The following is a 25,872-nucleotide window of genomic DNA, read 5'->3' on the forward strand; positions in this document are numbered from 1 at the left end:
CTTTTCTTATTTGTCCAGCTCTATTTAGGCAAAAATGAGGGAGCCGCAGCTTTACTGGGTTCTCGCACCATTAGTTATGGATTCTTTGTGGAACTTAAAGGTCCAAACAAGGTATGTAGCTTGCTGAGATCTTCATCGTATTTGCGATGCGTCGCTTCGATTAATCGGTCGAATACGCCGCGAAGGCCGGATTCCAATACGGCTAAGCCTTGGGCGGTTACGCCGCCGGGAACGGAAACGCGATCGATCAATTGGTTCGTTGTAAAGCCGCCTTCCGTCAGTAATTTACCGGTACCGAGCAGCATTTGCGAGCCAAGCTTTAAGGCGTCCTCACGACTTATGCCGGTTAGCTCCTCAGCGGATTCCGCCCAGAGTTGCAGCATGTATGCCATAAAAGCCGGACCGCAGCTGGCAATGTCCGAGGCAATCCGGGTTTCGGTCTCCTTTAAAGTAAATGGAGTACTGATCGACGACATAAGCTGTTCCAGCAGAAGGCGATCCTCAGGTCGGATTCGTTTGCCGTAAATGCATAGGGAAGATCCGCTATGCACGGAATGCGTTATGCTAGGAACGATTTTGGCGACTTTGGCCGGAGTTAACTGTTCCAGAATTCCAACCTCAACAGGGCTTGTAATCGATACGATGATCTGCTTCTCATCCAGTGCATCCGTAATTTCTGCAATAACTTTTGAAAAATCCAGAGGCTTAACGCAAAGGAAAATAATTTTGCTTCCTTGCACTGCTTCCACATTGCTTCTGACAACATGTAGTCCGGGATGCCTTTGGGCGAGCAGTTTTGTTTTGGATTGAGAGCGATTGCTGGCACATATGCTTTGCGGAAGAAGCGCGCCGGAACGCAAAAATGCTTCAATTAGCAAGCTACCCATGGAGCCAGTTCCAATAAAGGCTACTCTCATCCGTTTCCCCCTTCCGTGCTTTCACGCACCATTTCTTGACTTTAGCGAAGCGTAAGGGCCGCCTGCTTATACTTGTATATAAATATGTATGCATCTTGAATGGATCTTCATGACCTAGGTAGACAGATTCTTTTAAGATTGGGGGCAATAAGCTTGAGGAGAGAGTATGTGCTGACTTCGATCGTATCGGCCGCCATTGGGGCCGGATTGATGCTGTTCGCTGTGGGAGGGAGCAACCCGGCCGGGATTGAAGGTTGGACTCCTATAAATACGGAAGTAGCGTCAGCGATGCAGAAACATGAGGACATGTCGGAGGCAGCCAAGGAATCGAAGGGGGCGGCATCTGCTTCTGCAGTGAAAAGCCAAGGTTCTACTGGAAAAGCTGAAGCAAACCAACCATCCGGTTCCGCTGGCTCAGCTGAATCATCCCAGCCGCCGAAGCAAAACCTGATTAACATCAACCAGGCAGGATTAACTGAACTGCAGGAAATTCCCGGGATCGGCAAGAAAAAAGCAGAAGCCATTATCGACTATAGGAATGCTCACGGCGCTTTCACTTCCGTAAATGACCTGAAGAAGGTAAAAGGAATCGGGGACAAAATGCTTGAAAAAATGAAGCCCTATATCGGGCTTTAAGAACAGGAGAGCCAAAGAGATGAATCCGGACAAACGTAAAGATTGGGATACGTATTTCATGGATATCGCTTATATGGTGTCTACGCGGTCACGCTGCAACCGCCGCCATGTTGGAGCTGTGCTGGTCCAGGGTAAAAAGCTGCTGGGAACGGCATATAACGGGGCTCCATCCGGCGTGCCGGATTGCTCGGAAGCCGGATGCATGATCGCTGAAGATTTTGAGCTGGTACGCGTTGACGGCAAGGAGACGATGGTCAAAAAGCAACGCTGCGTTCGTACCATTCACGCGGAGCAGAATTTGCTGTTGTTCACCGACCGGATTGATCGGGAAGGGTCGAGCGTATATGTTACGGACGAGCCTTGTTGGACCTGTGCCAATATGCTCGCCAACAGCGGTATTACGGAGGTCGTCTTCCATCGACCTTATCCGAAGGATACGGGTAAAGTGACCGCGATGATGGAGCAAAAGGGCATTACGTTCCGTAGACTGGAAACTTACCAACCTCCACAAGAAACGGTTTCCGAGGTCGAGGAGTAAGGGGACTTTGGTTTGACCCGGTAGAGGCTATTTACAACTGAAAACTCGATGAATTACATGACGAGAGATGATGGAAGCACCACATCTGCTTTTAAAGCAGATGTGGTGCTTTTTTATTCCCTCGTAAGGGAAGGAAGTGAGACGATTGTTGCGAAGACCGCTGACTGGAATAGTCTGCTGCTGGATAGCCGGAAGCGCTTTGGCTCATTTGATAGACGCCAGCCGTTTTTGGCTTCTGTGGAGCGGAATATTGCTATTATGTCCGGCGATTTGTATCTTCGGACGCTGGCCCTGGCGGAAGCTTGGAGTGCTTTTGCTGGCATTCACGGTTGGGGCAGTGTACTGGATGTATAACGAATCGAGGAACGTAAGTCAAATTTCTGAGGGATTATCGGCACTGGAGAGCTCAGGTAAAGGAACAGAACAAGATAAGCTGGACGGTCTTTCGGTTCGCACAATAGGAACCATTGTATCTGACGTAGAGATCGATGGAGACCGTGTTGATTTCACGGTGAAGCTCAGTCAGATTACACGGCTCGGCGGGGAAAAGGTGGATCAGTCAAATAAAGCAAATCAGCAAAATCAGGAAGGTGAAGGGAATATCCCTGGAGGCGAAAAAGCACGGGTTCAGCTCCGTTTAGCGGCTCCTGAGCAATTAAAGGCGGCGGCGACCTGGCGACGCGGTCAAGAAATTTCGCTAACAGGAAGTTTAGAACGTCCACAAACGGCGAGAAACTTCGGCGGTTTTGATTATCGCAAGTATCTTCATTATCAGCGAATTCACTGGCTGATCAAATCAGCCGGCTCAGAAGCTGTCACTGTTCTTCCCGGTAAATGGGGAGCTAGTCGCTTCCTCGGAACGGTCGATACGCTTCGCGTCAGCTTAGGGGAGCGCTTGGAGAGGTTATTCCCGGATTGGCAGGCTGGTTATATGAAGGGGCTGATCATCGGCTTGCAGGATGAACTTGAGCCGGCTAAATACGCACAGTTTACTCAGCTTGGCCTAACGCATATTTTAGCGATCTCCGGCAGCCATGTAGCAATAAATGTTGGCATCATTTTTGGACTGCTGCGCCTGTTGCGGGTGAGCCGGGAAACAGCGCTTTTGGTCGTCTTAATTTTTGTGCCCGCTTACGTTCTTTTGACCGGATTTTCACCTTCGGTAATCCGCTCGGGAATCATGACGATGCTGGGCATCTATTTGCTGCGGCGTGGGCTTATGAAGGACAGCATCAACGTGCTTTCGGCAGCAGCGCTGCTAATGCTGCTCTGGGAGCCTTATTTTTTACTAAACGTCAGTTTTCAGCTCTCGTTTGCCGTTACGGCCGGGCTTATCATTTTTGTGCCTCTGATCCGCCCTTACTTCAACGGGTTACCCGCTAAAGTAAGCGGAACGCTTGCCATCACACTCGCTGCTCAAATCGTTTCTTTTCCCCTGACTATTTACTACTTCAATCAATTTTCGCTACTGTCCTTGTTAGCTAATTTGCTGCTTGTTCCGGTGATCGGTGGAATCGCGCTGCCGTTAGGCACTGCCGCCTTGCTGCTTAGCTTCCTTGCATTTCCGCTTGGAATGTGGGTGGCCGTACCGGTAAAGCTGCTAAACTCTGCCACCTTTTGGACTACGGAATGGCTTGGAAGCCGGAGCGGATTTATGACTTATTGGAAATCGCCTTCCTTGCTTTGGATAGCCTTATTCTATGGATTCTGCTTTATACTCTTATATTTGGGAGCAAGGAGGGCCAAATTGCACGTCGGTGGCCAAGAGGCTATTGATGATGAGACGGCTCCGTTATCACGGCTTCATGGGCAGCGTGAAGAGAAACGGAATCAACGTCCCCCCTCAGTCAAAGTATACCGCATCAGAGGAACTTACTCACTGAGCCAGTGGATTACAGTCCACCAAAGAGTACTGCTCAGAAGTGCAGTAGCCATCAGTCTTACGATGATGCTCTGGTTCGGATACGCGCCGGAGAATGATAAGGGAGCAGTGGGGCACCTTCAATTTATTGACGTGGGGCAAGGCGATTGCACGTTGATTACAACGCCGTCAGGCGCTAATATTTTGGTTGATGGCGGCGGAACGGTTTCATTTGGAAAGCCATCCGATGCCTGGAGAAAACGGAGAGACCCTTATGAAGTCGGGGCAAAAACGGTCGTCCCGCTGCTTAAAAAAAGGGGAATTCACCGGTTAGATGCCATGATTTTGACGCACGGCGATCAAGATCATATCGGCGGGCTGCAGGCTGTTCTGGAGCAGTTTCCAGTTGATGCCGTACTCATTAACGGCAGTCTTGCCGAATCCAAAACGATGGAGAAGATCATGAATACAGCCCTAAACCGGCACATCCCGATATACTCCGCATATCGCGGAATGGTTTTAAAGCCGGATGAACGGACTAGGCTTGATTTTTTGTATCCATTGCCACAGGATAAAAAAACGGCTTCCTTACCTTATGCGGAGGATCAAAACCCTAGGTCGATCGTTTTTCGGCTGGAAATGAACGAAGCTGCGTTTTTATTTGTAGGTGATCTGGATGAGGCCTCCGAAGAAGAGGTGCTGAAGCTGGAGAAGACGGAGCAGCGGGTCGATGTGCTGAAAGTGGCTCATCATGGCAGTAAGACCTCAACCACTGAGGATTGGCTCTCCTATTGGAAGCCCGCGGTGGGGGTCATTTCTGTTGGAGCTACAAACCGCTATGGACATCCTCACGAATCTGTCCTGACCCGCTTGCAGAAGCGGGGAATGGCGGTATTTCGAACTGATCAGCAAGGAGAGATACAAATTGAAGTGCAAAACGGGTTTATGAAGGTCAGGTACAAAGAGCCCTAGCTTAGCCTAGCCCAAAACCGTTTTCATAGGAAGAGATGCCGATATAACAGCTATTTTGAGCAAATAGGCAGGATGACGCGCTTTGTTTTTTTTGGTATCCTTAGGTGAGATTAATGGGACACCTACGGTCATAAGACCTTTTTCCCATATTTTTTTTAGAAATAGTAACAACATTGCAACATATTGCCGAACTCTAGCGTCAGTAAGGTTGCAAGGAAGGGGGAGCCTTTGTGGTAGAGCAGGGACTCATCAGAGCCGCTCAAACGGGCGATCGCGACGCTCTAATCACCCTATTGCGAGAGATTGAGAATCACGTATACCGGACAGCCTATTACATTTTAAACGATGAGCAGGATGCACACGATGCGGCCCAGGAAGCTCTAATTCGAATTTATACAAAAATTGATTCTTATGAAGAAAAGGCTCAATTTAAAACCTGGGTTCAACGGATTGTCACCAACATTTGCATCGACAAGTTTCGGAGAAGCAAACCGACCGTTTCGATTGAAGAACATGATTTGGTTTTTCAAGGAAATGAAAGTGTAGAACGGGAGGTAATGTCTGGCTATATGGCCGAGGACATTCGCCAGGCGATCGAGAAACTGCCGGAGCATCATCGTTCTGTCGTAGTGCTCAGGTATTTGCAGGACTTTTCATATAACGAAATTGCTGACAGTTTGAATTTACCGCTGAACACCGTGAAATCCTATTTATTTAGAGCGAGACAACAGCTGCAGCATTTACTCCAAGATTATCAGAAGGGTGGTGTATCAGGATGAAATGCCCGGAGGCGGTGGAATGGATGCATCGTTATATTGACAATGATTTGAGTGCTGATGAAAGCTCACTCTTGTTTGAGCATATTCGTCAGTGTTCGGAATGTGCCGAGACGTTCGAGCTGCTTAACAAGCTATCCGCCCGGCTTGAAGAGCTTCCAAAGGTCGTTCCGAACTACAGCTTAGTCGATGCTATACTTCCTCAATTGGACGAGATTGACCGGGCACGCCGTGAAGAGGGGAGTACCGTTGAAGCGGAAGTTGTGACGATGGAAGCATCAGATCATAACGCGCTGAATCGGCGCAGGCTTCGCGAGCGGGATGCAGCGGGAGCATCACGGCGGAGTCGCGCATACCGAATCGGTTCGCTTGGCGTGGCGGCCGCATTGATTTTGGGTGTCTTTATATACCAGTATGAGCCTCGAACCGCTCCAGATGCGGAAATGGCGTCAAAGAGCTTGGATCATTCCCAAGCGACTGAGACGTATTCCTCATTGGATGCACCGGCGGAAAATAAAGATACGACTGTGCCAAAAGCCGATGCTGGAAATAGCTCCAGCAAGGACGATGCTGCTGCTTCGACTTTGAGTAAGAAGGGGCAAACAGGCGAAGTCTCCGGCGGCAAAGCTCCATCGGAGCATAAGGATAGCACTGATTATAGTGGATCCTCTGAAATGGGACTTCCCTCTAAAGCGAATAGCCCGGCTACGGGAGATGCTCCATCCGTGGGTGTGCCGCCGAAAAGCGGCGATTCCGCGGTGAAAGATGATAGATCATCCGATCCCAACAATTCGGCCGCCGGTAACGCTAAGACCGATACACCTGTTCAAAATTTCAAGAGCAGCTCTAAATCGGGAGCAGGTGGAGGAGGCGGAGGAGGCGGCGAGAGCAAAGGCCAGGACCAAGCTGATCGGGAGTCATTAAATCAAGAATCGAGCAATCTGGACAACAAGATGATGACCTTTGCGGCGCCGCATATACAGACCATGTGGACGTCGCCGGATGGAGCCTTTGAAGCAGAGCTGAAGGAAGGACATTTATACATTTATAAACTTCAGTTCTCGGATCGGTCACTGGTTTCAGATGTTGCCTTAGCCGGAACTTGGGTAAAGGGTAAATGGTCCGAAGACAGCAAAACGTTCAGCTACGAAACGGAAGAGGACAGTGCGCCTGCGACCCATACCTTTGATGTGGAGAAAGCGGATGGTGACAATGCACCGACAAATTCGGCACCAGCAAATCAGCCTTAAACGTGGTCGGCATAGATGATTTCTATAATGAAATTGGCTGAACAAACAAAAGAAGCATGCACCTTTTCAGAAGCTGTTGAATAGGTTATATGTATAGTAGAGAGTAATATTTACCCCTGATCGTCGTATGACCGCTGGCGAGAAGTTTCTAGAGCTTTTTCGCCCGCGTTTATATAGATGTTCCGGGACAGAGGGACCTTTCGCCATGAGGCAGAGGTCCCTCTGTTGCTTTTTAGATTAAAGAAGCGGACCCTTCCCTGAATATACGTCGATAGACGTTTTTCTTGGGATGGGCTTGGACGAATCCCCGAAATCGAAGTATTATAATAAGAGCTAAAAGCGGAAGGGAGAACCCGAATGGACACAAAAACAGCAGTTAAGGATATTAAGCAGGGGCGGATCTCTCCGTTATATTTATGTTATGGAACGGAAAAATATCAGATCCAGGAGTTTACCTCGCTCCTACAGGAACGGCTGGTAGACCGGGACCAGCGAGATTTTGCTATGGTGGTCTTTGATCTATCGGAAACGCCAATCGAGGCGGTTGTGGAAGAAGCGGAGACGCTGCCGTTTTTGGTGGAGCGCAAGTTGATCATCGTCCGGGACTCCTCAGTGTTTACGGCAGGTAAAGAAGGCGGCAAAATCGAGCATAAGATCGAGGCCTTGCTATCATATATCAGTAATCCGGCAGAGCATAGTGTTATTGTGTTTATCGTCTATGGCGAGAAGCTGGATGAGCGAAAAAAGGTCGTCAAAGCGATGAAGGCTGCAGGAACGGTGCTATCCTTCATGCCGCTTGGCGGGGGAGAGCTCGTACAGTGGGCCATCCGCGAGGTCGAGAAGCGCGGATGTTTGATCGACAAGGCGGCTGCGGAGGCGCTCATTGCATCCAGCGGCGTACAAATGGCGGCATTGGCGGCGGAGGTGGATAAGCTGTGCTTATACGCCGGAGTTGGAGGATCGATTGATACGAATGCCGTAGAGCAGTTGGTAGCGCGCAGCACGGAACAAAATATCTTTGTTATGGTGGAGCATATTGCCGAGCTGAGACTGGAAAAAGCGTTTAGCATCTTCTATGAGCTGCTGAAGCAGAGAGAGGAACCGATTAAAATTACCGCGCTCATCGCCAGACAATTTCGTATCATGCTGCAGGTGAAGGAGCTGGCTCGCCAAAGCTATTCGCAGCAGCAAATCGCTTCACAGCTAAGTCTGCATCCGTACGTAGTCAAACTGGCCGGAGAACAGGCTCGTAAATTTGATGCAGGAAGGCTGCGGTCGATACTTTCCGACTTGGCCGAGCTCGATTACCGCATGAAAAGCGGAGGGATCGACAAAGTGCTTGGACTGGAGTTGTTCCTGCTGAAGCTGGGCGCTTAACGCGAATATGAGGCAACCCGTTGTCCCGAATTCTCACAACGTATCACTGCGGAGGATTCGGGACTTCTTTTTGTGCGTTTGACTTTTGCGATACACCGATACTATAATCGTTGGTGTAAACAGCACCTATATGTAATTAACATATAGGTGCCTAATAGAAAGCCGCCCTGCGCTGTGGCATACAGAACGGCTCTACCTAGGTGGAAGTTGACTATACGTGCTAAGGAAGAAATCCAGGTTTCTTTTTCGCTTTTCGATATCTCCATAATAGTTTGCCAGCTTTTGAAGGCCGATATCGGTAATTTCGTACCACTTGGTGGCTGGCCCCGGTGTTTCCGTATTCCAACTCGATTTGAGGGAGCCTTCCTTCTCCAGCTCCTGCAACGAGCGGTAGATCACGGCGCTATCCACGCTGTAGTCGGGCAGCCTGTCCCGAAACTCGCTTAGAATGGCGGAGCCATATAGGCTTTTTTCTGCAAGAAACAATAAGATAAAGGCCGGTGCAAACCGGTAGGTACGTCGATTTTTAGCCCTGCTATCCATATGCTACACTCCGTGACGACATAATTTAGGCATTCCTTTATACAAAGAATACTACATAACGATACATAAGCAAAGAAACAGCGCTTAAGCGGAAGCTGAAAGGAAGGGACGGCCGATGCGTTACCTAGGAAAATACGTCAAGAAGTATTATAAGTTTGCTCTGCTGGGCATCTTCTTTTTATCGATTGAGGTGTTCTGCGATCTGCTTCAGCCGACGATTATGTCGAAAATGGTAGACCACGGCATTGCAAACCGGGACCTGCGCTATGTTCTGGTGGCGGGTTCAGTCATGCTGATGATGACAGGAATAGGTGCCGTCGGCGCCGTGATCCGCAACAATATTTCCAGCATTGTCTCCCAGCGATTTGGAACTGAGCTCCGTCTTGACCTGTTTCGCAAAATCCAGTCGCTTTCTTATGAGAAAGCCGGCAAATTTGACACCGCCTCCCTGGTGACACGTCTCACCAATGACGTGACTCAAACGCAAAACTTTGTGAACGGCCTCATGCGTATTTTTGCCAAAACCCCACTTATCTGCATCGGCAGCATCGTAATGGCGGTTTCCCTCGACGCCAAACTCTCGCTAATTATCGCTTTTATCGTCCCGATGGTTATTGCCATCATATATCTCAATACCCGGATCGGTTATCCGTTGTTTCAAAAAGTACAAAGAACTCTCGACCACATTAACGGCGTCATGCGTGAGTATTTATCCGGCGTTCGTGTTGTTAAGGCTTTTAACCGGTTTGATTATGAGGAGAATCGCTTTTCTGAGTCTAACGAAAGGCTGATGAACACACAAACCTTAACGATGCGGGTCATGGCCGTATTTTCGCCGATCGTCATGCTGATCATCAATTTAGGCATTATTTGTGTGCTGTGGTTTGGCGGCATTGCAGTAAATAACGGCTCGCTTGAAGTAGGCAAGACGATTGCGTTTATTAATTATATGACTCAGCTCTCCTCCTCGCTAATGATGCTCTCCATGGTATTCACGGCATTTGTTCGTGCTCGCGCTTCCGCGGAACGGATCGGCGAGGTGATGAACGTGGAGGAGCCAGTTAGACCTGAGCAGCTAGATATGCACGAGCACGAGCATATCACAAACATAGATTTTAAGAACGTCAGCTTCTCATACACCGGCAAAGAGAATGAAGCGGTCTTGAAGCAAATCAATTTTTCGTGCCGCTCTGGGATGACGCTGGGGATTATCGGTTCAACCGGCTCGGGGAAATCTACGCTGGTCAATCTGATTCCGCGATTTTACGAGGCGACCACCGGGGGCGTATATGTATCCGGTCTTAATGTATGTGAGCTCGACGAGCAGGCACTGCGCTGCAGAATTGCAATGGTGCCGCAGCAAAATACACTGTTTACAGGAACCATCATTGACAATATTCGCTGGGGGAACGAACATGCAACCGATGCGGAGGTGGAGCAAGCAGCCCAAATCGCGCAGGCGCATGATTTCATAATGTCCTTTCCGGATGGCTATCACACAGTGCTGGGACAAGGTGGCGTCAATCTGTCCGGCGGTCAGAAGCAGCGTATTTCCATTGCCAGGGCACTTGTGAGACAATCGGACGTTCTGATTCTGGATGATTGTACAAGTGCAGTGGACGTGATTACCGAGTCCAAAATATTAACCGGTCTGCGGAGCCGGTCCAAGGAACTAATCTGTATGATTATCGCCCAGCGCATCACCTCGGTGATGGGCGCAGATTTGATTATGGTGCTCGATAACGGCGAGATTGTGGGGCAAGGCACACATGAGGAGCTTCTGCAAAGCTGCTCCATTTATCGTGATATTTACGTGTCACAATTCGGGGAGGTGGCTGTCTGATGGCCGAATCCAGGACCGAACGAGTACCGGACAACTTTGTGCCTATCCGTCCGCCCGGCCGCGGGGGGAGAATGCCTGGATTTCCTGTACAGAAGCCGCGAGATTTCAGAGGAACGATGCGGCGGCTGTGGAGCTTTTTTGGAACCGAGAAAAAAAGTCTGCTGCTTATATTCGGTTTTGTCGTGGTGGACGCGCTGCTACTGCTTGCTGTACCTTACATGATCGGCCGTGCGGTCGATGATATGGCCGCAGGACGGGGCGCAGTGCTTTTCGGGGCAGTCCAATCAGCCATTGCCATATTGTTAGCTGTTTACATTTGTGACCTGCTGCTGACGGTTACGAACAACTTCCTGATGGCCGGCGTATCGCAGCGTATCGTAAAAAATATAAGAAAAAAGCTCTTTGCAAAGCTGCAGCGGCTTCCGATTTCCTTCTTCGATAAACGTACGCACGGCGATCTGATGAGTCGCTTCACCAACGATATCGACAACATCAGCACGACGATTTCAAATTCTACCGTATCGCTAATGTCCGATGTTGTTGCAATCGGGGGTTCCTTTTTGCTGATGTTGTTTTTGAACCCGATCCTTACGCTGGCGAGCATGATTACGGTGCCGCTCGTATTTCTGCTGTCAAGAACGATTGCCAGGCGCACCCGAGTGCTGTTCAAGGAACAGCAAAATGCACTGGGACGGCTTAACGGACATATTGAGGAGAATATTTCCGGGCTGCAGGTGGTCAAAGCATTTAATCGCGAGCAGGAGGCTATCAAGGAGTTTGAGACGATTAATGATGAGCTGTATCAAGTTGGTGTCAAGGCGCAGATTATGTCGGGCTATCTAATGCCGCTCATGAACATCATCAGCAATTTAGGCTTTGCCGTCATTGCCAGCGTAGGCGGTGTTCTGGCCGTGAACGATATGATAACTGTGGGCGTAATCGCGAGCTTTCTAACTTATTCCAAGCAATTTTCCCGGCCGCTGAATGAGGTGGCGAACATCTTCAACACTTTGCAGACGGCTGTTGCTGGGGCAGAGCGAATATTTGAAGTATTGGATCAAGATGAAGAGGTGGAGGACAAACAGCATGCCCCAGTGGTTTTAAGGCCGCGGGGAGAGGTTGAGTTTCAAAATGTGAATTTTGCATACCCTGGCGGTGTACCGATTTTAAAAGGCATCAGTTTTAAGGCGAAGGCGGGCAGTACGATTGCTTTGGTCGGGCCGACAGGGGCGGGCAAAACGACGATCGTCAACCTCGTCAATCGGTTTTACGATGTGACGGATGGGCGAATTTTGCTCGACGGGACTGATATTCGCGAGTTTACGCGAAAAAGTCTAAGAGAGAGCTTCGGTATCGTGCTGCAGGATACGTACCTGTTCTCCGGTACAATCGGCGAAAACATCCGTTATGGCAAGCTGAGTGCAACGGACGAGGAGGTTAAACAGGCTGCTGTGGAGGCCGGGGCAGACGGGTTTATTCGCAGGCTGAAGAATGGCTACGACACCGTACTGTCCGAGAGTGGTGACAACCTGAGCCAAGGTCAAAGGCAGCTTCTGGCCATCGCTCGGGCGATTCTCGCGGATCGTCCGATCATGATTCTTGATGAGGCGACCAGTAGTGTTGATACCCGCACGGAGATGAGGATTCAGAGGGCGATGGTGAAATTGATGCACGGCCGGACATGCTTTATTATCGCTCATCGGCTCAGTACGATTCGTGATGCAGACACGATCATGGTCATCGAAGGCGGGCAGTTGCAGGAAATCGGCGATCATGAAAGCTTGCTGGCGCAGCACGGATTTTACTATAATTTATACAACAGCCAATATAATAACGTAACTTTATAAATTCTAGTATATTCAAAAAGACCTGAACAAAATGTTCAGGTCTTTTTGGGCTTAAGTTTGTATGAATAGCGACGCTTACGCTTGAGACGTAAGGGCGTTCAATTTTTTAGCCAAGCGGGATTTCTTACGAGCAGCTGCGTTCTTATGGATCAAACCTTTAGTAACGGCTTTGTCCAACTTTTTGGTAGCAGCAGCGAAAGCAGCTTTAGCTGTATCTACTTCATTGTTCGCCAAAGCGGTGTCGGCATTCTTAACTGCCGTACGCAGAGCGGACTTTTGCGAAGCGTTCAAAGCGCGACGCTTATCGTTTGTTTTCACACGTTTGATTGCGGATTTAATGTTTGGCATTGCATTCACCTCCCGTAAAGCATATATCATCCCAGATGATTCACAACTTAAAATAGTTTATCACGCGAACCGGTAAATTGCAATAAATTCATCTTTCTTAAATCGTTTACGTTTGCCTGACTAATGAATAAACCTATTCCCTCTCCCGCACAATATAGGCAACAAGAGGAAATGGAGGTCATTATGCTATGAGTTTGGATTTGCAGCAATACTCTGTAAGAACCGATCTGGCGCTAGAATCCAAGGAAATCGTAGAATCATCCCAAGGAGGACCTATACCGGGGTTAAGTGAACAAGTTGAGGAGCAGAACGGTATTAAAATTACCCGGCTTGATGTGGCGAATGAGGAGGCCTCAAGGCAGATTGGAAAAGTCCAGGGACACTATATCACACTCGAGGTACCGGGGCTGCGAAACCAAGATACCGAGCTGCAAGAACAGGTATCTGCTGCTTTTGCTAAAGAATTCAGCTCCTTTTTGACCAAAATCGGAATTTCCTCCGAAGCGAAGGTGCTTATCGTCGGACTAGGGAACTGGAACGTTACCCCGGATGCGCTAGGACCGCTCGTCGTGGAAAATGTGATGGTAACCCGCCATTATTTCGAGCTAACTCCCGATCAAGTGTCCCCGGGCTATCGTCAAGTCAGCGCCGTTGCCCCCGGCGTGCTTGGCATAACGGGAATTGAATCGAGCGAGGTTGTACGTGGTATCGTGGATCGAACTAAGCCAGATCTGATCATTGCTATTGATGCGTTAGCATCACGGTCGCTCGAGCGAATCAACACAACAATTCAAATTGCCGACATCGGGATTCACCCGGGCTCCGGAATTGGAAACAAGCGTAAAGGGCTTACCAAGGATATTTTAGGAGTTCCCTGCATCGCCATTGGGGTGCCGACGGTATGCTACGCCTCAACGATTGTCAACAATGTGTTTGATTTGATGAAGACTCATTTCAATCAGGAAAGCGGCGGGAACGGACAAACGAAGCAAATTATGGGGCTGCTGACCGAACTGAGCGAGGGAGAGAGATTGGGACTCGTTAAGGAGGTGTTGGAGCCTCTCGGTCATGATTTGATTGTAACGCCGAAGGAAATCGACGAATTTATCGAGGACGTCGCGAACGTCATTGCGAGCGGCCTGAACATTTCCCTTCACGAGGCTATTACTCCAGATAACGTAGCAGCTTATACCCACTAATATGGGCTGCCAGCATGCAGCTATAGCGATTTCTACACGTTGAAAGTTCAAGGGAATCCGTGAATCTAGCGGATTTCTTTTTTTTGTGAGAATTCGAGGTTCTAGCCTAGCAAATAGGTTCATAGATTTGGAATATACCGGTAAGAAAGCGGCTGGAGGAGGACCTGCGATATGAAATTTAGAGCTTGGAACATTGGAAAAATAAGAAGTAATCTGCTGCATGTGCTGGCGATGGGGCGGACATTTCTATTGTTATCCGTCATGTCGGTCGTATTTTTTATTCTGCTTGGCGTGTTTGGCATAGCGGAGAAAAACCTGAACACCTCTCCCGTTTCCTCCATGAAAGGATTGGCGGCTTCGCTATCAAGCGACTTTTTTGTGAATATGGTCGGGATGGAGCTGCCGCATGCTTCGAATGAAAAAACGGCAAAAGCCTTTTCAGGCAAGCAAATGACGAACTTCGTATTTCAGCTGTTAACGGATGTGAATCCGTCCGATCCCAAAAGCCTTGTCGCCCGTGAAGTTCCGGGGCTAGGCGCTGACAGCCCGATACTGCTTCGTACTGGCTCCGGAAACGGAATTGCACAAGCGCCAGAGGATTACCGGCCAGGCACAGGTGCTGACGGAAGCGCACCGGACCATCCGGAACCGGATGACGGGGAAGGGAATGAGCCTGGCTCAGGTGGAGATGAAGGCGACGTGGCACCCGGAAAACCAACGAAGCCGGGAGATGATAAGCCAGGCCAAGCCGGAGAATCTACAGTCAAACCGGGAAGTAAAAACATCGTTATGATCTATCACTCCCATCCACAGGAATCTTTTAACCCGGTATTAGGTTCGAACGTAGACAACCCAAGCTCTCCGGAGAACATGAAAAATGTAGGATTAGTTGGCGATGCTCTGACTAAGGAGCTGGAGCAAAAGGGCGTGGCAACGCTGCATTCCTTTGAGAATTATGCATCCAAAGTTAGCAATTATAACTATAACTATTCATATAAATACTCGCGGGAAACCGTAAAATCGGCGATGGCCGAGAATGGTAAGCTGCAGTATTTTATCGATATTCACCGCGATTCCCAGAGACATGAGAAGACGACAACAACGATTGATGGAGTGTCGTATGCCCAGGTGTACTTTATCATCGGACACGGCAATGAGAACTGGCGCAAAAATGAGGCCTTTGCCAGCTCTATTCATGAGAGGCTGGAAAAATCGTATCCCGGGATATCTCGAGGCATCTGGGGTAAAACTTCGGCACAAGGTAATGGAGAGTACAATCAGTCCTTGTCGCCAAACAGCGTATTGATCGAAATTGGGGGAATCGATAACGATCAGAAGGAATTAGAGCGAACTTCCAGCGTATTAGCTGATATTCTGGCTGACTTGTATTGGGAAGGCCAGGAGGCGAAGAAGGCGGGATCTTTGACGAAGGCAGGAAGCCAGGAAAGCCTCAATAACGCAAAGGCAAGCAAGAAGTCCTAAGTTAAGTGGTGACTTGATAGACTGAAGGGAGTGTGCAATCATGGCCAAGAGGATGCGAAGAACAGCGCTGTACGTGATTCTTCTTGCAGCAGGGGTGACGCTAGGTATGCAGTTAGCGGAAAGCGGGACGGCGGACATATACGGTCCGGGCTTTCAAAGTGGGGGCTTCCTAGTCAACGGACAGGAGTCTCCGTCTCATACCGAAGGTCAACTGCAGCAAAACATGGGGCAGAACCCTGATTCCGGCATGACTCCTGGCGGTGCGCCCAACTGGTCTGTCAACCAAGAAGCCAACTCACATCAGCAAAATAACCAAGCTGGCGGGGGCTCCGTTATTCAGACTCCCGCAGATGTATTGCTACCGCCACAGGAGCCCCCAGCGGTGGACCGGTTCGCGGATAAAGCAGCGAATCTGCTGCAGCGGATCTCACAAAAAAGTATACACTGGGTCGCTTCGCTGTTTGGACCCGCGGAAGAATAACAAAGGGCAAAAAATGCGCTAACGAAAATAACAGCTTGTTGGCAATATGAAGTTTGTTATAATATTGTTATATTGTTGTTATCTAATTCGTTAGTTCTATTTACGTCCGGAGGTAGGTCTGTTTGAAAAAAGTCACGATGCAGCAAATCGCCGAACATTTAGGCGTCTCGAAATTTGTCGTCTCCAAAGCGTTATCTGGCAAAGGGGGCGTGAACGAAGCTACGAAAGAACGTGTCATTCAAGCCGCCTCCAAGCTTGGTTATTTTAATCAAAAAAGCGGCTATGTCAAAAATACGATACAGCCCGGCCCTATGGCAACTAACGCGCAAGGAAAGTCGGTTGTCGTTCTAATGCCTAATATTCGCTATCAAAACAAAGAATCTCTGTATTGGGGCAGATTGCTGGAGGGTATTTCTCGGGAGCTTGAAAAGCAGGGACTCGGGATGATTATCGTGACCGAGCCGAACAGCGACAACTATTTTAATATTTTAAAGCCAGAAGCTATTCTCGGGATGATCGGGGTTGGCCAAATCGCGACATCGCCTCTGCTGGAGGTCCACCGAATCGGTTTACCGATTGTACTCGTAGATCACGAGGACCCGTTGATTCCTTGCGACACGGTTTTCGCCAACAATTTGGACGGTATGGCTAGAATAACTAACTACTTGATCGGTCTAGGGCACCGTAATTTGCATTTTTTAGGGGATCTCTCATTTTCGAGAAGCTTCCGAGATCGGTGGACCGGCTTTCGGAGTATGCTGGAGGAGAACGGTTTGACGCCTCAGCCAAGCGATGATCCAATGCTATGGTTGGATGGGATTGATACCGGGTCGTACAGCGAAAAACTCTTAAATTGGATGCAGCTTAGAAAAAAGACTAAAACAATGCCCAGCGCGCTGGTGTGTGCCAATGATGAGATAGCCATGTCGGTATGCGATTTGCTAAATGAACTGGGATTTAGCGTACCGACCGAAGTATCGGTAAGCGGATTTGACAATATCGATGTGGCTTCGCAAAAAGCTCCATCGATCACTACCGTCAATGTTCCAAAAGAGGATCTAGGGCAAAGAGCCGTCAAAAGGCTATTGGATCGGATTGCCGATCCAGGTTCACCTAAGGAGAAAATTATGCTGTCCGTCGATATCGTCTACCGGAATTCCACTTCGGGAAATGTTGAAAAGCAGGCCTCGAAAAATATGGGCTAATTGTAATTTCGAAAAAAAGCGCGAGTACCCATTGGAAAGTTCCAAAGGGCTCGCGCTTCTTGCGTTTCGTGCGATTTACTATTTTATTTACGCCCTGCCATGAACTGCTCGTTGCGCTTAATCAGGTCTAATCTTTGCTGCACGCAGGCATAGGAACGCAAAGGATCTTCTGGCGTATGAAGCACATAGTCGAGCAATCGATCAACGGTCGTTGTTGCGACGTGTACTCGGGTATCGGAGGAGGCGTAATATATAAACACTTCTCCATTATCGCGGGCGATAACGCCATTGCAGAACACAACGTTCGATACATCCCCGACGCGTTCCTCGCCCTCGGGTGCAATCAGATGGCCGCCAGGGCGATGCGTAACAACTTCAGGATGCTCAAGATTCGACAGAAAGGCATACAGCACGTATCTCAGCCCAGCTGCTGTATTGCGAACACCGTGGGCAATATGGAGCCAGCCTTTTTCTGTTTTAATTGGAGCTGGCCCTTGGCCGTTCTTAACTTCTTTGATCGTATGGTATTTCCGGTCGTCAACGATAACTTCCTCATTAATGACTGCATGTTCGATCGAATCGGACAGCCCCCACCCGATGCCGCCGCCGGAGCCAGCGTCAATGAAGCCGTCCTGTGGACGGGTATAGAACGCGTATTTACCGTTCACGAATTCCGGATGCAGCACAACATTACGCTGCTGCGGAGATTTTGTCTTAAGGTCTGCCAGCCGCTCCCATGTAACAAGGTCTTTGGTGCGGGCGATGCCGCATTGAGCTGTGGCGCTCGAAAGATCGCCTCTTGGGGCCTCAGGGTCTTTGCGCTCCGTGCAAAACAATCCGTAAATCCAGCCATCCTCGTGTTGTACGACCCGCATATCATACACATTAACGTCAGGGTCTTCCGTCTCGGGCATAACTAGGGGATGATCCCAGAAGCGAAACCCGTCAATACCGTTGTCGCTCTCGGCTACGGCAAAAAATGATTTTCGATCGACACCTTCGACGCGTGCTACAAGATAAAATTTACCGTTTAGTTCAATGGCTCCTGGGTTAAATACGCCATTAACCCCGATGCGCTCGGAGAAGAAAGGGTTCGTATTTGGATCGAAATCGTACTTCCAAATTAACGGGGCATGTTCTGCCGTCAAAACCGGGTAATTGTAACGATCATAGACTCCGTTGCCGCAAGGCAGCTTCTCGTTGCGACGTGCGATCAAGGCCTCATAATGCTCTGTTAGTTGCTGTTTTCTCTCTTCGAATAAACTCATCATTTTCCCCTCCGTTATTAAATTATTTCTGGTCCAAACGAACAAGCATTTCCAGACAGGCTCGACTGTTATGATAAGGGCATTTCCAAGGACTTACTTTAGGCATTCCGGCTAGCGGTTTTCCTGTCTGGTCTACCCCCCAGAACCACTCTCCATTGGTGTGGTCAACCATATGAGACTGAATGAATTTCCAGGAGTTGACCGAGGCAGTCCGGTATTTGTCGTCACCTGTGAGCTGGTAGGCATTGTAAAACCCGACCATCGCTTCCGCCTGCGGCCACCAATCTTTATTCTGATCGATTAGACCGCTAGGATCGGCTTCATTAAAAATCCCACCTTCGGCATCAATACCTTCCTTGTAAACGGCTTCCGCCATAGCGACTGCCATTTTCTGTACACGCTGCAGCAAGGAAGAATCGGCGAGAACCTCAGCAGCCTCGACCAGCAACCAACTCCCCTCGATGTCGTGGCCGTAGGAGATATGATGGCTTTTAACCTGCCAAGCCTCATCGAAAAACAGCCCAAAATGGGCGCTGTTTGGATCGATAATATGGTTAAGCGTAATTTCGATCAACTCAGAGAGGCTTCTCTTGAGCTCTGGAGATTTCCATACTCGGTACAGATTTGTATACGCCTCCAGAACATGCAGGTGGGTGTTCATCGATTTTTTCTCATTTAAATCCTTATCACTAAGACTGAGGTCTTCGGTTGGTTTCCAATCCCGTGATAACGCCTCGACATATCCTTGGTAGGTTGGATCGTAGCTGTATTTTTCCAGTAAGCGATAAATTTCGATGGCTAAATTCAGCGTTTCCTCATTCGAGGTGGCCCGATAATACTCAGCCAATGCATAGATTACAAACGCCTGACCGTAAATCTGCTTCTTATCCTGGGTTGGATGCCCGGTATAGTCGACCATCCAGTAAAGTCCGCCGTTCTCGCGGTCCAGGAAATAATCTCGCAGGTATTCGTAAGCACGCCCGGCTAACTCCAGGTATTTTGCTGAAGGGAAGAGACGGTAGGCGGAAGAAAACGTCCATAGAATTCGGGCATTCAGAACGAGTCCCTTGTCGGCTTTATGGTTTATTTGAAGTTGTTGGTCGATATAGCCGATAAATCCGCCATGCTCCGCATCAACCGTATGGGTCATCCAAAAATGCAAAATATGCTCCTGCAGCTCCTCCTGCAGCTGTGCTTTCCAGTTTTGGTTATCCACTGAACGAAATGCCTCCTTTTTGATGACTAAATTTGAATGGGCTAACTCGTTCGTTATATTTTGTTATAGTTAATAATAACAAACATGATAACATATTACTAATATAAATCTATCGATGGGGTTAATCAACACTTTTAATTTGTTACATTTTGAGCTTCATTTGATCTTATGATTAGTGGAAAAAAGACTGCTGAATCTAATGAGTTGTGCAGTGGCTGCTATCATTAGTTTGAATGAAGATTTGTTATTGGAATTGGTGATGACGATTGCTAATTTTTAGCGGAGAGAAAGCTAATATTTTCCTGAATATAGCTTTAGTAGCGATGTTGGAGAAATTGGCAGCATTTAAAAATAAAATAAAAACAGCGGCCCGATTGCTGCCACCCCTTGCAATTGATATAATAAATTGATTGTACTTCAAGGATTTGTGGTGGGGGTAAGCATGACTGATATCAGGACAAGACAACAAAAAATTCGGAATTTCTGTATTATTGCACATATAGACCATGGGAAATCGACGCTTGCCGACCGCATACTGGAGTATACCGGCGCTCTGTCTTCCCGCGAAATGCAGGATCAGGTGTTGGACCAAATGGACCTGGAGCGGGAACGCGGTATTACGATTAAGCTGCAGGCCGTGCGATTAACTTACCGTGCTGATGATGGCGAGGAGTACTTGCTCAATTTGATCGATACGCCAGGACACGTCGATTTCACGTATGAAGTATCGCGGAGTTTAGCGGCTTGTGAAGGTGCGCTGCTCGTTGTCGATGCGGCTCAAGGCATTGAAGCTCAGACCCTTGCAAATGTCTATTTGGCGCTCGACAACAATCTTGAAATTTTACCGGTGATCAACAAAATCGATTTACCTAGCGCAGATCCCGAACGGGTGAAGCAGGAGATCGAAGATGTGATCGGTCTGGATGCTAGTGAAGCCGTTCTGGCTTCTGCCAAGGCAGGAATCGGTATTAAAGAAATTTTGGAGCAGGTGGTACAGAAAGTACCGGCACCGGCAGGTAACCCGGATGAACCGCTTAAAGCGCTCATTTTTGACTCGCATTACGATCCGTATAAAGGCGTTATCGTGTATGTGCGCGTCATCGATGGCCACATTAAAGCAGGCTCCAAAATTAAAATGATGGCAACGGACAAAACGTTTGAAGTTATCGAGGTAGGTGCGTTTAAGCCGCGGATGACGATTGTGGACGAGCTGAACGTCGGCGATGTTGGATTTATCGTTGCCGGTATTAAGACCGTGGGGGATACCCGGGTCGGGGATACGGTAACGGATGCCAAGAATCCGACAGCCGAACCGCTCCCAGGCTACCGCAAAATCAATCCGATGGTATACTGCGGTCTGTACCCGATTGAGAGCTCAGAGTACAATGATCTGCGTGAAGCCTTGGAGAAGTTGCAGCTCAACGATGCATCTCTCAGCTTTGAGCCGGAAACGTCCAGCGCGCTGGGCTTCGGATTCCGCTGTGGCTTTCTTGGTCTTCTGCACATGGATGTTATTCAGGAACGGATTGAACGGGAGTTCAATATTCCGTTAATCACGACAGCGCCGAGCGTTATTTACAAAGTCAAGCTGACCAATGGCGAGATGATTTCGATCGATAATCCGTCGAACTACCCAGAAGTGGGCAAGATCGATTATGTTGAGGAGCCTTATGTGAAAGCTGCCATTATCGTACCAAACGATTACGTGGGTACAGTTATGGAGCTTTGTCAAAATAAACGTGGCGAGTTCGTCAACATGGAGTATCTGGATACAACGCGTGTGACGATTACTTACCAGGTTCCATTATCCGAAATCGTCTACGATTTCTTTGATCAGCTCAAATCAAGCACGAAGGGATATGCGTCCTTTGACTACGAGCTGTCAGGATACCGTCAATCCAATCTGGTGAAGATGGATATTTTGCTGAACGGCGAACAGGTCGATGCCCTGTCCTTTATCGTTCACCGTGAACGGGCTTACCAACGCGGACGGATCATTTGTGAGAAGCTGCGCGAGCTTATCCCGCGGCAAATGTTCGAGGTGCCGATTCAAGCTTCAGTCGGAACGAAGGTTATCGCGCGCGAAACGGTTAAAGCGATGCGCAAAAACGTTCTTGCCAAATGCTACGGCGGCGACATTTCGCGGAAGCGGAAGCTGCTCGAGAAGCAGAAGGAAGGCAAGAAGCGGATGAAGCAGGTCGGCAATGTTGAAGTGCCGCAGGAAGCATTTATGGCGGTGCTCAAAATTGATGATAACTAATCCCCGAGCTGGGATGAATAAAGCGCAAATTAGGCATATGTAGCGAAAGGAAAGCCATTCGGCTTTCCTTTTTACGATAATGGGAGTAACCGTGTTCTAACTTATATATAGAAGAAAGTCAATTCTTGAAGTATTAAAGAATTTTTAAGGAGGCATTACCATGGACCAACAGAAAATTCGGCAAGGACAGGGAATGCCGGGAATTAGTCAGCCACAACCTCCCCATGCGGTTTATATACACATTCCTTTTTGCACCAATAAGTGCTTTTACTGCGATTTTAACTCCTATGTGCTGAAGGATCAGCCGGTGATGGATTATTTACGGGCGCTTGACCACGAAATGGAGTTAACTACTTTGCAGACGCCGCCGGGTGAAATTAAGAGCATTTTTGTTGGGGGCGGGACCCCGACTGTACTAAGTCCGCAGGAGATGGAGTTTTTCCTGAATTCGGTGCGTCGCCATTTTCCCCACTGGGCAAATGACTTAGAATTTACAATGGAAGCAAACCCAGGTACGACGGATCGGGAGAAGCTAGCCGTGATGAAGGCAGGCGGCGTCAATCGGGTGAGCTTTGGGGTACAAGCGTTTCAGAATGAACTATTGAGCGGGATCGGCCGGATTCACAATACCGACGATGTGTATAAGAGCTTGGATAACGCTCGGGCTGTGGGGCTAGACAACCTCTCTATCGACCTAATGTTCGGACTTCCCAATCAGACTGTCGAGATGCTGGATTACAGCGTGACGAAAGCGCTCGAGTTAGGGCTTCCCCATTACTCGATATACAGTCTCAAGGTGGAGGAGAATACCCTTTTCCATACGATGTATCAAAAAAATCAGCTGCCGCTTCCAAATGAAGAGGACGAGCTCAAAATGTATTTGCTGCTTATGGAACGGATGAAAAGGGCGGGTTACAAGCAATATGAGATCAGCAACTTTGGCAAGCCCGGATTCGAAAGCCGCCACAACATCACTTATTGGCGAAATGAGGATTATTACGGACTTGGTGCCGGAGCTCACGGCTATGTTGCCAGACAGCGTCATGTCAATATCAAGGGAGTGAACCCTTATGTGGAAGCGGCGAAGCAAGGCTTTCCACGGCTTGAGCAGTTTGAGGTATCTCGGGAAGAAGCGATGGAGGACTTTGTGATGGTCGGCCTTCGTATGCTCGATGGCATCCGCAAGGCGGATTTCTATGCACAGTTTGATGAAAACCTGCAGCAGGTGTTTGCCGAGCCGCTTCACAAAATGCTGGAGGCCGGCTTGCTTGAGGCTCACGAGGATCATGGGGGTTACCGCCTTAGTGAGCGAGGTGTCTTATTCGGGAATGAAGTGTTTGCCGAGTTTATAGATGTTTTGACCGCTTAACTGAATAGAAAATTGAAGCAGCAGTCTTTTCTTCGATATGAAGATAGGACTGCTGCCTTTTTGTTTGATTGTGAATATACTTTCGGTAAGGGGAACATTACCCTTGAAATATTATACTTAATAATGTATATTTATTCATATTATTTAAGATCGAGGGGGATTCAAATGCAAGCCGTTGCCGTATGCAGACAAGCGAAACTTGAGGACGTGGAGCCTTTATACAAGATGATTGAGGAATATGCTCGCCGGGGGATCATGCTGCCCCGCTCTCGCGCCGTGCTCAAGAAGCAAATTCAAGATTTCGTTGTCGCAGAAATGGACGGTCATGTCGTAGGCTGCGGCTCGCTATGTAAACTCGGGGATGAGCTTGTGGAAATCCGCTCTCTAGGTATTGCCGAAGGCTACAAGGGGAGAGGGCTCGGCTCCATGTTGGTTGAGCAACTGGTTAAGGAAGCGAAGAAACAATCCATTCCAAAAATTATGGCACTGACTTATGAGGTATCCTTTTTTGTGAAAAACGGCTTTACCATCGTAAACAAAGACATATTTCCCGAAAAAGTTTGGACGGATTGCGTCAATTGCGCGAAGCAACATTGCTGCGATGAAATAGCGGTGCTTAAGATACTGGACTGACTTGACAATCGTCAGGTCGGTTTGGTATTTTTGTATTAGCGATTAGCACTCTACGCTATCGAGTGCTAACGAACGAGAGAATTGATCAGGAGGGATTACCATGTTGACGGAACGCCAAAGAATGATTTTGACAGCGATTGTGGATGACTATATTCGATCGGCGGAACCGGTGGGATCCCGGAGCATCTCCAAGCGGGGAGACGTTGGCTATAGTCCGGCTACGATCCGCAACGAGATGGCAGACCTGGAGGAACTCGGATTTTTGGAACAACCCCATACCTCAGCAGGCCGCATCCCTTCCCATAAAGGCTACCGGTATTATGTGGATCATCTGTCTCCGCTTAATTTGCTGACTCCTGAGGAGTTGACCACACTTAAGACGTTTTTCGCTGAAAAGCTAAACGCGGCTGAGCAGGTCATTCAGCATGCCGGGACGATCCTATCCAATATGACCAACTACACTTCCATCCTCCTGGGACCGGAAGTTTTTCACACGTCTTTGCGGCATTTTGGACTGCTTCCGCTTAATGAGAGCACGGCAGTGGCAATTGTCGTAACGAATACAGGTCAAGTGGAGAATAAGACGGTGACTATTCCCGCAGGGGTTTCCGTTTCGGAAATGGAGAAGGTTGTCAATCTGCTGAACCATAGACTTTCAGGTGTGCCGATCTATAAGTTGAAATCGGCGCTATATACGGAAATCGGGCAAGAAATGCAGCGGTATGTTGAACACTTTGAAGAGCTGATGAAAGTGATGGATGAAGTGCTCGATACGAGTGCGGATGCTCAGCGCCTCTTCCTAAGCGGTGCAACAAATATGCTGACACAGCCGGAATTCCGCGATGTCGATAAGGTGAAGAGCATACTAGATTTGTTGGAGGAGACACCGACATTGACGAGGATGATGTCTGCAGCAGCAACAGGTTCAGGGATTCAGGTGCGTATCGGCACGGAAAATGATCATGAAGCATTCGCCAACTGCAGCCTAATCACTGCGACATATTCACTTGAAGGAGAAGCGGTAGGCACGATCGGCATTTTAGGGCCGACTCGTATGGAATATGCACGGGTTATCCGGATTTTGGAAATTTTATCGAAAGACCTCAGCAAGTTTTTAACCCGATTGAAGTGATAACATGCTTGCCTTCGTGCGTCCGCATGTCAAGGAGGTGAACATCTTGAAGGAATCACAGCCGATTCAAGACAACATCAATCATAGTGTAGAGGAAGATTCTGAGATGAATGATAGTGTAAATCAAGAGCAGAGCCTAGAGCAAGATAACAGGCAGGATGAAGCGCTGCAGCAGGACCCGCAGGATGCGGCTGCTGAAGATAGCACTCCGAAGTCTAGCAGCGAAGACGACGCGTCTATCGGACTGGAGAAGCTCCGGGCCGAGTCGGAGGAATACCATCAGAGGCTGCTTCGGACACAAGCAGATTTCGATAATTTCCGTCGCCGTACGGTGAAGGAAAAGGAAGAATTAGGGAAGTACGCTTCCGCTAAACTGATTACCGAGCTGCTGCCAATCATTGATAACTTCGAACGAGCTCTGAGCTCGGCGGGAGAAAGCACGGACAACTCCTCTTATACCAAAGGAGTGGAAATGATTTTTCGTCAGCTTGAGGGCGTACTGAAGGCAGAAGGGCTGACCCCCATGGAAGTCGTAGGGACGCCGTTTAATCCGGAATACCACCAAGCGATCATGCAGGTGGAAACGGATGAATATGAGGAAGGCATTGTTGTGGAGGTAGTGCAAAAGGGATACCTTTTGAAGGATAAAGTACTACGTCCGGCAATGGTTAAAGTTAGCGGTTAACACACACATAATACGAACACTTATTTAAGGAGGA

Annotated in this window: 22 protein-coding genes; 17 read left to right on the forward strand and 5 right to left on the reverse strand. The window is 48.6% G+C overall.

Annotated elements, in window-relative coordinates:
- Positions 1–74: 74 nt before the first annotated feature.
- Positions 75–917, reverse strand: coding sequence for a late competence protein ComER (gene comER, locus ACFQ3W_RS15675; protein WP_379320179.1), 843 nt, complete (start codon positions 915–917; stop codon positions 75–77).
- A gap of 153 nt (positions 918–1,070) precedes the next feature.
- Here comER and ACFQ3W_RS15680 point away from each other — a divergent pair, with 153 nt between their 5' ends.
- The 6 genes from ACFQ3W_RS15680 (at position 1,071) to holA (ending at position 8,327) form a co-directional block, all read left to right on the forward strand.
- Complete coding sequence (locus ACFQ3W_RS15680; protein WP_379320180.1) at positions 1,071–1,553, forward strand: helix-hairpin-helix domain-containing protein; 483 nt, start codon at positions 1,071–1,073, stop codon at positions 1,551–1,553.
- A 19-nt stretch (positions 1,554–1,572) separates the two neighbouring features.
- Positions 1,573–2,091 (forward strand): deoxycytidylate deaminase, encoded by a 519-nt coding sequence (locus ACFQ3W_RS15685; protein WP_379320181.1) that lies wholly within the window; start codon positions 1,573–1,575, stop codon positions 2,089–2,091.
- 136 nt (positions 2,092–2,227) lie between these two features.
- The gene (locus tag ACFQ3W_RS15690) at positions 2,228–4,924 is read left to right on the forward strand and encodes a ComEC/Rec2 family competence protein (RefSeq protein ID WP_379320182.1); all 2,697 of its coding nucleotides are present in this window, start codon (positions 2,228–2,230) and stop codon (positions 4,922–4,924) included.
- Between the two features lie 230 nt (positions 4,925–5,154).
- A complete protein-coding gene (locus ACFQ3W_RS15695) occupies positions 5,155–5,703 on the forward strand; it encodes an RNA polymerase sigma factor (RefSeq protein ID WP_379320183.1) in 549 nt (182 codons plus the stop codon).
- Complete coding sequence (locus ACFQ3W_RS15700; RefSeq protein ID WP_379320184.1) at positions 5,700–6,950, forward strand: anti-sigma factor family protein; 1,251 nt, start codon at positions 5,700–5,702, stop codon at positions 6,948–6,950. The genes ACFQ3W_RS15695 and ACFQ3W_RS15700 overlap by 4 nt, the downstream gene beginning before the upstream one ends.
- A 357-nt stretch (positions 6,951–7,307) precedes the next feature.
- Positions 7,308–8,327 carry a DNA polymerase III subunit delta gene (gene holA / locus ACFQ3W_RS15705; RefSeq protein ID WP_379320185.1) on the forward strand — a complete coding sequence of 340 codons (1,020 nt, stop codon included), beginning with the start codon at positions 7,308–7,310 and terminating at the stop codon, positions 8,325–8,327.
- Positions 8,328–8,519: 192 nt separating this feature from the next.
- On the opposite strand, the gene ACFQ3W_RS15710 is transcribed toward holA, so the two are convergent.
- The gene (locus ACFQ3W_RS15710) at positions 8,520–8,870 is read right to left on the reverse strand and encodes a PadR family transcriptional regulator (protein ID WP_379320186.1); all 351 of its coding nucleotides are present in this window, start codon (positions 8,868–8,870) and stop codon (positions 8,520–8,522) included.
- A 115-nt stretch (positions 8,871–8,985) separates the two neighbouring features.
- On the opposite strand from ACFQ3W_RS15710, the gene ACFQ3W_RS15715 reads away from it, so the two are divergent.
- Both ACFQ3W_RS15715 and ACFQ3W_RS15720 read left to right on the forward strand, forming a co-directional pair.
- Positions 8,986–10,713: an ABC transporter ATP-binding protein gene (locus ACFQ3W_RS15715; protein WP_379320187.1), complete on the forward strand. Its 1,728-nt coding sequence runs from the start codon at positions 8,986–8,988 to the stop codon at positions 10,711–10,713.
- Positions 10,713–12,560, forward strand: a complete 1,848-nt coding sequence (locus ACFQ3W_RS15720) for an ABC transporter ATP-binding protein (protein WP_379320188.1) — start codon at positions 10,713–10,715, stop codon at positions 12,558–12,560. The genes ACFQ3W_RS15715 and ACFQ3W_RS15720 overlap by 1 nt, the downstream gene beginning before the upstream one ends.
- A 75-nt stretch (positions 12,561–12,635) precedes the next feature.
- Here ACFQ3W_RS15720 and rpsT read toward each other — a convergent pair whose 3' ends face one another.
- Positions 12,636–12,908 carry a 30S ribosomal protein S20 gene (rpsT, locus tag ACFQ3W_RS15725; RefSeq protein WP_379320189.1) on the reverse strand — a complete coding sequence of 91 codons (273 nt, stop codon included), beginning with the start codon at positions 12,906–12,908 and terminating at the stop codon, positions 12,636–12,638.
- Positions 12,909–13,096: 188 nt separating this feature from the next.
- Here rpsT and gpr point away from each other — a divergent pair, with 188 nt between their 5' ends.
- The 4 genes from gpr (at position 13,097) to ACFQ3W_RS15745 (ending at position 17,275) form a co-directional block, all read left to right on the forward strand.
- A complete protein-coding gene (gene gpr, locus ACFQ3W_RS15730; RefSeq protein ID WP_379320190.1) occupies positions 13,097–14,107 on the forward strand; it encodes a GPR endopeptidase in 1,011 nt (336 codons plus the stop codon).
- A 171-nt stretch (positions 14,108–14,278) separates the two neighbouring features.
- Positions 14,279–15,589: a stage II sporulation protein P gene (locus ACFQ3W_RS15735; protein WP_379320191.1), complete on the forward strand. Its 1,311-nt coding sequence runs from the start codon at positions 14,279–14,281 to the stop codon at positions 15,587–15,589.
- 40 nt (positions 15,590–15,629) lie between these two features.
- Positions 15,630–16,070, forward strand: a complete 441-nt coding sequence (locus ACFQ3W_RS15740; protein ID WP_379320192.1) for a hypothetical protein — start codon at positions 15,630–15,632, stop codon at positions 16,068–16,070.
- A gap of 122 nt (positions 16,071–16,192) precedes the next feature.
- Positions 16,193–17,275: a LacI family DNA-binding transcriptional regulator gene (locus ACFQ3W_RS15745; protein WP_379320193.1), complete on the forward strand. Its 1,083-nt coding sequence runs from the start codon at positions 16,193–16,195 to the stop codon at positions 17,273–17,275.
- A gap of 83 nt (positions 17,276–17,358) precedes the next feature.
- Here ACFQ3W_RS15745 and ACFQ3W_RS15750 read toward each other — a convergent pair whose 3' ends face one another.
- Together ACFQ3W_RS15750 and ACFQ3W_RS15755 are read right to left on the reverse strand one after the other, a co-directional pair.
- Positions 17,359–18,546, reverse strand: coding sequence for a glycoside hydrolase family 130 protein (locus tag ACFQ3W_RS15750; protein WP_379320194.1), 1,188 nt, complete (start codon positions 18,544–18,546; stop codon positions 17,359–17,361).
- Positions 18,547–18,565: 19 nt separating this feature from the next.
- Positions 18,566–19,759 carry an AGE family epimerase/isomerase gene (locus ACFQ3W_RS15755; protein WP_379320195.1) on the reverse strand — a complete coding sequence of 398 codons (1,194 nt, stop codon included), beginning with the start codon at positions 19,757–19,759 and terminating at the stop codon, positions 18,566–18,568.
- 442 nt (positions 19,760–20,201) lie between these two features.
- Here ACFQ3W_RS15755 and lepA point away from each other — a divergent pair, with 442 nt between their 5' ends.
- From lepA to grpE, 5 genes are all read left to right on the forward strand, one after another.
- The gene (gene lepA, locus ACFQ3W_RS15760; protein ID WP_379320196.1) at positions 20,202–22,019 is read left to right on the forward strand and encodes a translation elongation factor 4; all 1,818 of its coding nucleotides are present in this window, start codon (positions 20,202–20,204) and stop codon (positions 22,017–22,019) included.
- Between the two features lie 193 nt (positions 22,020–22,212).
- Positions 22,213–23,388 carry a radical SAM family heme chaperone HemW gene (gene hemW, locus ACFQ3W_RS15765; RefSeq protein WP_379320251.1) on the forward strand — a complete coding sequence of 392 codons (1,176 nt, stop codon included), beginning with the start codon at positions 22,213–22,215 and terminating at the stop codon, positions 23,386–23,388.
- A gap of 165 nt (positions 23,389–23,553) precedes the next feature.
- Positions 23,554–24,021, forward strand: coding sequence for an N-acetyltransferase (locus ACFQ3W_RS15770; protein WP_379320197.1), 468 nt, complete (start codon positions 23,554–23,556; stop codon positions 24,019–24,021).
- A 100-nt stretch (positions 24,022–24,121) separates the two neighbouring features.
- Positions 24,122–25,153 carry a heat-inducible transcriptional repressor HrcA gene (gene hrcA, locus ACFQ3W_RS15775; RefSeq protein WP_379320198.1) on the forward strand — a complete coding sequence of 344 codons (1,032 nt, stop codon included), beginning with the start codon at positions 24,122–24,124 and terminating at the stop codon, positions 25,151–25,153.
- Between the two features lie 46 nt (positions 25,154–25,199).
- A complete protein-coding gene (gene grpE, locus ACFQ3W_RS15780) occupies positions 25,200–25,838 on the forward strand; it encodes a nucleotide exchange factor GrpE (RefSeq protein ID WP_379320199.1) in 639 nt (212 codons plus the stop codon).
- Positions 25,839–25,872 lie beyond the last annotated feature (34 nt).

The organism is Paenibacillus puldeungensis (genome assembly GCF_042678945.1).
Lineage (GTDB): Bacteria > Bacillota > Bacilli > Paenibacillales > Paenibacillaceae > Fontibacillus > Fontibacillus puldeungensis.